Source organism: Prosthecobacter sp. (assembly GCF_044373815.1).
GTDB lineage: Bacteria > Verrucomicrobiota > Verrucomicrobiia > Verrucomicrobiales > Verrucomicrobiaceae > Prosthecobacter.
This window is the reverse complement of record NZ_JBIPNG010000237.1, coordinates 1-9,707: the sequence shown is the minus strand read 5'-3', so window position 1 is coordinate 9,707 and position 9,707 is coordinate 1. Positions and strand designations below refer to the sequence as shown.

The 9,707-nt window shown below is 58.8% G+C and carries 6 protein-coding genes and 1 pseudogene; 5 read left to right on the top strand and 2 right to left on the bottom strand.

Translation table 11 applies throughout. The features are described from left to right. From ACIREA_RS18465 to ACIREA_RS18455, 3 genes are all read left to right on the top strand, one after another. Nucleotides 1–190 (top strand): hypothetical protein (locus ACIREA_RS18465; protein WP_397383805.1); only part of this gene is annotated, 190 nt, incomplete at its 5' end. A 4-nt stretch (nucleotides 191–194) separates the two neighbouring features. Further along, entirely contained in the window at nucleotides 195–2,666 is a 2,472-nt protein-coding gene (locus ACIREA_RS18460) for a PVC-type heme-binding CxxCH protein (protein WP_397383804.1), read from the top strand. Nucleotides 2,667–2,737: 71 nt separating this feature from the next. Further along, nucleotides 2,738–4,150, top strand: a complete 1,413-nt coding sequence (locus ACIREA_RS18455; protein ID WP_397383803.1) for a neutral/alkaline non-lysosomal ceramidase N-terminal domain-containing protein — start codon at nucleotides 2,738–2,740, stop codon at nucleotides 4,148–4,150. Nucleotides 4,151–4,156: 6 nt separating this feature from the next. Here ACIREA_RS18455 and ACIREA_RS18450 read toward each other — a convergent pair whose 3' ends face one another. Beyond that, nucleotides 4,157–5,596, bottom strand: a complete 1,440-nt coding sequence (locus tag ACIREA_RS18450; protein WP_397383802.1) for a sensor histidine kinase — start codon at nucleotides 5,594–5,596, stop codon at nucleotides 4,157–4,159. Between the two features lie 6 nt (nucleotides 5,597–5,602). Beyond that, nucleotides 5,603–6,313: a response regulator transcription factor gene (locus ACIREA_RS18445; protein WP_397383801.1), complete on the bottom strand. Its 711-nt coding sequence runs from the start codon at nucleotides 6,311–6,313 to the stop codon at nucleotides 5,603–5,605. A 102-nt stretch (nucleotides 6,314–6,415) separates the two neighbouring features. On the opposite strand from ACIREA_RS18445, the pseudogene ACIREA_RS18440 reads away from it, so the two are divergent. Together ACIREA_RS18440 and ACIREA_RS18435 are read left to right on the top strand one after the other, a co-directional pair. Beyond that, nucleotides 6,416–8,290, top strand: a pseudogene (locus ACIREA_RS18440) (YHYH protein); the annotation flags it as partial. A gap of 639 nt (nucleotides 8,291–8,929) precedes the next feature. Then, entirely contained in the window at nucleotides 8,930–9,667 is a 738-nt protein-coding gene (locus ACIREA_RS18435; RefSeq protein WP_397383806.1) for a hypothetical protein, read from the top strand. The last annotated feature ends 40 nt before the right edge of the window (nucleotides 9,668–9,707 follow it).

Sequence of the window (9,707 nt, the reverse complement as noted above, 5' to 3'; positions counted from 1 at the left end):
CTTCGATAAAGATGATGCCGGGATGCATATCCTCACCGGGAACCCAGCGCCCTGCCGCTTCGGCCCGGTGAACTGGGATCCACGCACCAACGAGGTCACGCCTGTCTCAGATCCGCTCAACTTGCTCAATCCGCTGCCGGTCATCGAAAAAGAAATCGCCGCAGCTTTGGAACGCGTCCGCAATGCCTAACTCTATGAAACCACTCCACTTGCTTCTTCTGCTGCCAGTTTTCGCTGCGCTCGGCGCTCCTCCAGCTGCACCGACCAAATCACCGGATGTGCCAGCGCAACTGCCGCCGCAGATCGAAACATTGCAGCCGGGTGTCAAGCTCACGCTGCTCGCTGAGCATCCGGATCTGGTCACGCCGACTGGCATCGCCGTGGATAAGAACGGGAACATCTATTCGGTTTCCTGCCACACGCACTTCAGGCCGGAGGACTACGACGGTCCGGTGCATGATGAGGTGGTGGTCTTTGATGCGAACGGCAAGAACCGCCGGGTGTTTTACAACAAGACTGATGCCACCATGCATGTGGAGATCGGACCAGATGGCTGGATCTACCTCGCGGAGCGGGACCGCGTGCTGCGCGTGAAGGACACTAATGGCGATGGCTTAGGGGATGTGGAGGAGAATCTGGCCACGCTTGATTCCGTGGCGGACTATCCGCATAACGGCCTCAGTGGCATGTCGTGGCATCCTGATGGCGGACTTGTCTTTTCGCTCGGTGAAAATTTTGGTAAGGACTGGACACTCACAGCCAAAGATGGATCCAAGGTTAGCGGACGTGGAGAAGGCGGTGTGTTTCGATGCACGGCGGAGGGGGCGCAGATGCGCCGTATCGCCCGCGGTTTCTGGAATCCGTTTGGACTGATGGTGCGCAAAGATGGCGAGATCTTTGCTGCTGAAAATGATCCCGGCAGCCGCCCGCCGTGCCGGTTGTTGTATGTCGTGGAAGGCGCGGACTACGGTTTCCAGTGGGTGTATGGCAGCGCGCCGGTGCATCCTTTCGTGGCATGGAACGGCGAACTGCGCGGTACGCTTGGCATGGTGCATCCTTCTGGCGAAGGCCCCTGTGCCATCGTGGAACTCGGTGGCGGTGTATTGATCCCGAGCTGGAGCGATCACAGCATTGATTACTTTCCGCTCACTCGAAAAGGTGCGGGATATACTTCAGAGCGGATTCCGCTGGTCAAAGGCAGTGACTTCTTCCGGCCGACGTGCATGGCGGTCGGTCCTGATGGTTCCTACTATCTCAATGACTGGGTGTTCAGCTCTTATCCGATTCACAAGCGCGGGCGTCTTTGGAAGCTGGAGATCGACAAAGCGAAAGCGCCTTGGGTGAAAGAGAAACAGGATGTGCCGAATGAAGATGCGCGTCTTGCTGATGATCTGCGCACTGGCAAAGCCACGTTGGATACCAACAAGCTTCTCCAGCTTGCGCGTGGCAAGGATGCGTATCTGGCTGATGCCGCTTTGACCGCGCTGTCGCGAGTGAAGTGGACGGTTGAAAAGGTGAAGGAGCTGCCAGCTCAAGATCGTCTCTGGGCCTTCGTGGCTCTGCGGCGGGTTGATTTGAGTGACGACCAATGGGTGAGCGCTTTCTTGGGCGATAACGATCCTGAAATGCGTTTCGAGTGCCTGCGCTGGATTGCCGATGCGGTTTTGACCAAGTTCACGCCGCAGGTGGAGGCAATGCTGTCAGACTCGACGCTCGACTACCATCTGTTCGAAGCCGTTCTGGCCACCTGGAACACGCTGCGTGGTGATCCCGCCGCAGGTGTGACGAATCCCGAGGTGCTCGTCGAGCGCATCATTAATCCCAAGACGCCCGCCCGACTCAAAGGTTATGCGCTTCGTCTTGCGCCAGCAACGCACAAGCAGCTCACGGTGCCTTTACTGCGTGAGCTTTTTACTGTAGGCGATCCCGTGCTTTCCCAGGAAGTGGTGCGCACGCTGGTGGCACGCAATGCCGATGATGCGCGCGCGGTGCTGGCGGAGATTGCTGCCGATGAATCGCAAAAAACGGAAGTGCGTGCGGATGCCATCGTGGGGCTCGCAAGCTCCACCAAAGCGGAAGAACAGGCACTGTTGGTGAAACTGGCTGCTGGCAAGGAGAGCAGTCTGCGTGATGAGGCGCGGCGTGCACTGCGTTACACCGACAAGGACAAGTCGTTTGTGATGAGCACGACCCGCCCTGTGTTTGATGACACTGCTGCGTGGCTGAAGATGCTGGATGCGCTGCCTGGCAAGGCGGATGCGGAAGCCGGGCGTCGCATTTTCTTCCATTCCAAGGTCGGTCTTTGCGCCACCTGCCATCGACACAGCGGGCGTGGCAATGTGGTGGGTCCTGATTTGAGCCTTGTCTCAAAGCAGGGGGATCGCGCGGCGATTTTGCGCTCCATTCTAGAGCCCAGCCGTGAGGTGGCCCCGCAGTACTACCCCTCGCAGGTGAAGCTCAAGGACGGCACTGAGTTCATCGGCATCATGCTGCGTTCTTCCCATACGGAGGTCTTTCGTGATCTCACCGGCAAGGAGCGCTCCTTCCCGCAGACGGACATTGTAAAGCGCACAGAGCTAAAAACATCCATCATGCCGCAAGGGCTCGTGGTGTCGCTGACGGATGAAGAATTGCGTGATTTGCTGGCGTTCCTCACCGCTCAGTAGGGACAAGCGCCTGATTCTGGTGGTTTAATTTGGCATGAGAATACGCCTCATTGAGTGCGTATAGACGAGTCATGAAATCCGTCGTCTGCGCTCTGCTCCTCATTGCTCCCTCACTTTTGGCTCAAACCAAAGCGCTTCGAGCCGGAGCGGCGGCGGTGGACATCACGCCCACGGAGTTTCCGATGAACATGCCGGGAGGATTCAGTGCCAATGCGGCGAACAAGGCGCATGATCCGTTTCATGCCCGTGCTCTGGTGCTTGATGATGGGAAAACGACGGTGGCCATGGTCGTGGTGGATGTTCTGGGTGCGGGACCGGATGTGCTCAATGAGGCGAAGGCCATCGCAGCGGCAAAGACAGGCATGGCGGCGGACAAGATGCTCATCAGCTCCACGCACACGCACAGCGGGCCTTCGGTGAACACACGCAGCGAGATGGCGGCGCGTTATTACAAACGGTTTGTGGAGGGTATCGCCGAATCAATCATCAAGGCGCATGCGGCTTTGAGGCCGGCATCGGTCGGTGCGGCGGCGCATCCTCTTGCAGACGAGGTTTTCAATCGTCGCTGGTATTTGAAGCCAGGGAAAATGCCGCTGAATCCCTTTGGCCGGATGGACAAGGTGAAGATGAATCCCGGCACCGACCCGAACACGCTGGATCATCCTGCCGGACCCACGGATCCAGACATCACCATCATTTCAGTGCAGGATGCCAAGCGGAAGCCCATTGCCATTTATGCGAACTACTCGCTGCACTACGTTGGGGGCGCTCCCGAAGGCGAGATGTCTGCGGATTACTTTGGGGAGTTTGCCCGTGTCATGCCTTCGCGTGTGCGTGGCGATGAGAACTTCGTGGCAATGATGTCGAATGGTACCTCCGGCGACATCAACAATATCCCCTTTGGCGTGACGCGCCCGCCGCGTGAGCCGTTTGAGCAGATTCGCATTGTGGCGCAGAAGGCGGCGGATACAGCATGGTTTGCGCAGCGGAAGATCGAAAAGCATCGCGGTGATGTGACGCTGGGCATGCTTCAGCGCGAGATCACGCTCAAGTTTCGCCGCCCGTCGGAACAGGATGTTGCGGAGGCGAAAGCTGTCCTCGCGGTGAAGGACAAGGAGGCGGTGGAGAAGCTGCCGCGTCTGGCGAAAAACTATGCGGGCAGTGTCGTCGCTGCGGCAGAGCGCAAGGAAGAAACGATCACGGTGCAACTGCAAGCCATCCGCATCGGCGATCTGGTGGTGTGTGGTATTCCGTTTGAGACCTTTGTGGAAATCGGTCTCGATTTGAAGAAGCGCAGTCCGTTTCCGCAAACGATGGTCGTTGGTTTGGCCAACGGTCGTCACGGTTATCTACCCACTTTGGAGCAGCACAAGCTCGGAGGTTATGAGACCTGGCTGGGCACAAATCAGGTGCAGGAGGACACGAGTGTCATTCTCACGGACAACCTGCTGGAGATGCTGGCGGAATTGAAAAAGGCGGACTGAACGCTGCTACGCCATTGGAATCGAAATCATGATCTCCAGTCCGGTCGGTTCGCGCAGTTTCGCAGTCACAGTTCCACGGCAGGCTTCAATGCAGCGCTTGGTGATGGCAAGACCAAGGCCGCTGCCGCCTGTGGAGCGGCGGCGCGCGGCTTCCGGACGATAGAAGGGTTCGAACAAGCGGGGCAATGTTTCCGGCGGCACGCCTGGGCCTTGATCGGAAATGCGGATGACGGTTTTGCCATCATGCTGAGCGGCATGAATCTGAACGGGACCCGAATCAGCGGCGTAACGTGCGGCATTGCGCAGGACGTTGCCGATGGCGCGGTCGAGCGCGTCCCGCAGTGAATGCACCTGCAAATCCGTGGACACATCAAGCTGGATATCAGCCTCAGGTGCTTCACGAGCGATGACGGTCACGATCAATCCATGCAGGTTGATGTCTTCGGCGGTTTCGCGTTCGGGAAGCGTCTCGGCTTTGGAGAAAGCGAGCACCTCTTCAACAAGCTTCGCCATGTGCTGAAGTTCGGCGTCGAGTTTTTTCAGATATCCGGCCTGCTCCGGCGTGCTGCGTTGTTCCACCACTCCAAGCGCCATCTGCATGCGCGCGATCGGCGAGCAGAGTTCATGGGCCACGTCCGCAGTAATGCGGCGCTGCTCCGCGACGTATTCGCCGAGCTGTGCGGCCATGGTGTTCACGGAGGAGGACAGCTCTCCCAATTCGTCGTTGCGGCTGCGTGAGACACGTTCGCCGAAATTTCCCTGCGCGATGCGACCTGCGGCGTGGTTGAGACGTCCAATAAAGCCGGTGATGCCGCGCACAAAGGGCATCCAGACGAGCGCGGAGAGCAGCAGTGCTGCGGCGGCGAGACCAAGCCAGGGCCATAGATCGAAAAACAGGCCACCTCCGGTGATGGTGTTTGAAACCATGAGCAAGGTCAGCGGGCGGTGATCGCTCTGCTGGGTGAGATCGAGGTGCACGCCTGCCCAATAGTGTGCGGGATCACCGGCGCGCAGCATGAAGCGCGGTTTGGGAGGCGCATCAGAGGGTCGCTTTCTGGCAACGCCGGGTGGAGGTCGTCGTGGTGGTGGGCGGTCGTTCGGGCCGCGCTTGTCGATGAGTTTTGGCAGAACTTCCGGAGGAACTTGAAGCTGGGTGCCCATGATCTGGGTTCCGTTGCTGCTGAAAAGAGCGAAGGTCACATTGTACTGCGAGCCATGCCGCTGCAGGGCTTCTGGCCATTGCTGTTCGGGGAGCTGGGAAAGCTCGTCCGTGAGGCTGTCGCCGATGGCCGAAACGCGCTCGCCTGCCTCCCCCGAAAGCATCCAGTCCAGGCTCATGCGAAACTGCATGCTGAGGAATCCAAACACGAGGAATGCGAGCACCAGCAGATTCACCCCGAACCAGAGCAAAATCTTCAGATACAATGGCAGGCGCAGGCGGCTCATGAGGGGTCAGCGGGTGGGCGTGACGAGCTGGTAGCCGTAGCCGCGCACGGTCTTGATGAACTGCGGATTCTTCGGGTCGTCGCCGAGTTTGCGGCGCAGCGTGGAAATGTGCATGTCGATGGCACGGTCAAACACATCCCATTCACGGTCGGCGACATCTTCGATGAGCTGCTCGCGGGTGCGCACGCGGCCATGGGCTTTTGCCAGTGAGAGCAGCAGGCCAAATTCTGCCGGAGTGAGTTCCAAGGGCGTGTCGCCGAGAACGACCACATGCGAATCCACATTGATGCGCAGCGGGCCGATGACGATCTCCTTCATGGGAGCCTGGGTGGACGTTTCCGCCACCCAGCCTGAGCGCCGCAGCACCGCGCGCAGTCGGGCGAGAAGTTCACGCGATGAAAATGTCTTTGGCAGATAGTCGTCTGCTCCGAGTTCGAGACCGACGATGCGGTCCACCTCTTCACCCCGACCTGTGAGCATCATCACGGGCACCTTGGATTTAGCCCGGATGCGCCGCAGCACTTCAAAACCATCACACCCAGGCATCATCACATCGAGGATGATTGCATTCCACGGCTCGCTGAGGGCGCGTTCGGCTCCGCTGTTGCCCTCGTGTTCGCACTCGACCTCAAAGCCCATTGGCTTCAAATAATCCGCCACAAGCTGTGAAAGCTCGGTGTCGTCGTCGATGACGAGGATGCGCGTGACGGGTGCCATGTCGAACTATTGGCTTCAGCGACTGGTTTCGCGAGTTTCTTTACGGTTTGCTGACAAATCAGGAGCAATTCGCTGATAAGCGACTGACACCACTGCTCCAGCATGAGGAATATGAAAGCCATCTTCGTTGCCGCCTTGTTCGTGGGATTGTTTAACAGTCCTGCGGCTTTTGCCCACACATGGAAAGCTGATGCATCCACCGAAAAAGAGAGCTTGCGTGAGCATATTCTGCAGGAGTGGATGAAGGAGCATGCGGTGCGGACTCAAGGGGGGAGCAAGCCGGTGCAGGTGGCTTCGGCGGCGTCCACTTTGAATCTTGCTGCGGCAACGGTGGCCAATGCGGCGAATGCACCTGCGGCAGCGAAGCCGTTCCTTGCTTTCTCGAGGCTCGAATTGAAATGGGACAAGGATTTCCTCTTCGTTGGGTCCAACGGGATGCCGGATCACAACATGATGGTGGGTATCACAGCCTGGCAGCAGCAAGTGCCGCTGCCACAGAACTACACGGGGGACAACATGTGGCGCATTCCTCTCCACCCGGTTCCCGCAAAAACTCCAGCCATGGTGGAGGGGCATTTTCTGCGCGGTGCCATTGCACTTGGCGTTAACGGCATCCCGATCTTCAATCCCCAGAACAATCGCGGCGAGGTTTCCTATGAGATCGGCGAGCTGGATCAGTGGGGAGGTCACTGTGGGCGGGCGGATGATTACCATTACCACATCACTCCTTTGCATTTGCAGCAGGTGGTTGGCAAGGGGATGCCGGTTGCGTATGCGCTGGATGGCTACCCGATCTATGGTCTCACGGAGCCGGACGGATCGCCGGTTGGCAAGCTGGACGAGTGCCATGGCCATGAGGATGCGAAGGTGGGCTACCACTACCATGCCTCGACGAAGCGGCCGTATTTGCAGAGCGCGTTTCATGGAGTGGTGGTGGAGGCGGAGGGCCAGGTGGACCCGCAGCCGCGTGCGCAGGGTGTACGCCCCGACACGCCTCCTCTTCGTGGGGCTGAGATTACCGGCTTTGAGAGTACGGGAGCCAACAGCTACAAGCTCAGCTATCAGGTGGGCAGCGACAAGCGTTCGATCACCTACAGCATCAACAGTGATGGCACCTATCCTTTTGAGTTTAACAACGGCAGCGAGGGTGTCGTGAAGGAGGTCTATACGAGCCGGGGCGGCGGTGGTGGAAAAGGCAAAGGCATGGGGAAGGGCAAGGGCGGCCCTGGCAAAGGCATGAAGCCTGATGAGAATCCACCTCTACCTCCTGAAGATGCGCCGCGTTCGCCGCCGCAGGCTTCTGGGAGCCTGATGGATCTGAATGGCGACGGCACCGTCACGGCACAAGAATTCGCCGATAATGTGAAGCGTGAGTTTGCCGCGAAACGCAGTGGTGGGACGCTGGCTGAAGCCATGGCGAAGGCCCGCAGCGAATTTTCCGCGATGGACCGCAATGCTGACGGCAAGCTGGATGTCAGAGAACTGGCGGCGCCAGCGACTGCTGAACAGCCCGGTGGCCGGCGCGGCGGTGCGCCCGCTGCGGCAGAAGGCGGCTTCGTTTTGACCAGCCCTGAAGTGGCAGACGGCGGCAATCTTCCCGCAGATTACACGGGCGATGGCAGTGGTGCGACGCTGCCCCTTGAATGGAAAGGCGCACCCTCTGGCACGAAGAGCTATGCCTTGATCATGGATCATCTGGCTCCAGGGAATGAGATGAAGAGCTACTGGGTGATGTGGGACATCCCGGCCAATGTGACGAGCCTGCCGAAGAATGTGAAGGGTGTGGGCAAGCTGGGCGTCGGCTTCAAAGGCGAAGAAGGCTATGAGCCGCCGCATTCGCAGGGCCCCGGTGAAAAGACGTATGTGCTGCATGTGTATGCGCTTTCTGCCGAGCCGAAGCTCGCTGGGAAATCGAGCGTGAGCAGAGAAGCGCTGCTGGCAGCGATCGAAGACAAAATTCTCGCGAAAGCGGATTTGAGCGTGGTGTACTCACGAGGCGGTGCGGCAGCAGGTGGCGGCAGCAGTCAAGGCGGAGGTGGACGTGGCGGCATGGCTCCTGGCGCAAGTGCGAGCCCAGGCAACATGGCACCTGAAGGTGGCACACAGCCCATGGCATCGCAGGCCGGTGGTGGCGGACAGCTGGGTGGTCAGCGAAAGCCGTGGATGCAGATGCATGGAGCTGAGCTCGATGGCAACAAGGACGGCATGGTCACCTTGGCAGAGACTCTTGCTGACATGAAAGTCGCTGCCTCCAAATATGATGCGGACATGGATGGCATCATCACACCTGCCGAGATCGATGCGGCGGGCGACATCCGTGAAGGCGCGGCTTTTGCTGGTTTCATCAATCGTCACGCTTACGAACTGGATGCGAATCAGGACAGCCGCCTGAGCAGTTCGGAACTGGCGGATGCTGCCAAGTACATTTTCGGTACAGCGGATCTGGACCACGACGGCAAACTCACGACGGAAGAAGTGCAAAGCGCGCCCAATGCTCCATTGCGTGCGGCCGCTCCTGGCAGCGGAGATCAACCGCCCGCGCCACCTCCTGCCACGAATCCGCCTCTAGGACCGACCTCCACGCCAACTGCAAACGGGGCTGGGGGCAGCGGAGGTATGCGCCCGCTCGACAGCATTCTCAATCCACCTGGACAGAACGGTGCAGGCCAGGGTGGGCAGCGGCCTGGGGGGGCGCCGGGTGAGCCTGGAAAGGGTGGCGGCGGAAAAAAGAAAAAAGGTGGTGGTCCTCCCGGACTCATCAAACCGAGCATCGCCGACACGATGAAGCTCAACGTGTATGCGGACAATTGGTTCATGCTCTATGTGAATGGACGTCTTGTCGCCGTGGATCCGATTCAGTTCACACCGCATAATGTCGTGAGCGTTGACTTTCTGCCCGAATATCCAATGACGATTGCCGTGCTGGCGAAGGACAACGCTGATCCGAAGACCGGCCTCGAATATGGCAGCAGCGTCGGCGATGGCGGTTTTATTTTGAAGTTCGCCGACGGCACCGTGACCAACGCCAGCTGGAAGGCCAGAAGCATTTTTCACGGCCCGATCAATGGCGACACTGCAAACCCGCAGGTCAAGCAAGAGCCACTGCCTGCCAACTGGTGGGCCATCGATTTCGATGACAGCACCTGGAAAAACGCCAAGGAGTACTCAGTGGAGGAGGTCGATCCCAAGCAGCCTTATTTCGAGAATGATTTTGAAGGAGCCAAGTTCATCTGGACCGATGAACTTGCTCTGGACAACACCATCATCTTCCGAACCAAGATCGAAAAGCCCGATTGGAAGCAGCGATGGAACACCAAGCCAGATCTCGATGTGAGCGGGGCGCCATTGCGTTAACCTCAATTTTTTGCCAGCCATGAAACGTGTTTGCTCGTTT

Bases quoted from the DNA above. Each gene is read 5' to 3' on its own strand.
- ACIREA_RS18460 (WP_397383804.1), top strand. From the start codon at position 195: ATGAAACCACTCCACTTGCTTCTTCTGCTGCCAGTTTTCGCTGCGCTC.
- ACIREA_RS18455 (WP_397383803.1), top strand. From the start codon at position 2,738: ATGAAATCCGTCGTCTGCGCTCTGCTCCTCATTGCTCCCTCACTTTTG.
- ACIREA_RS18450 (WP_397383802.1), bottom strand. From the start codon at position 5,596: ATGAGCCGCCTGCGCCTGCCATTGTATCTGAAGATTTTGCTCTGGTTC.
- ACIREA_RS18445 (WP_397383801.1), bottom strand. From the start codon at position 6,313: ATGGCACCCGTCACGCGCATCCTCGTCATCGACGACGACACCGAGCTT.
- ACIREA_RS18435 (WP_397383806.1), top strand. From the start codon at position 8,930: ATGCGCCCGCTCGACAGCATTCTCAATCCACCTGGACAGAACGGTGCA.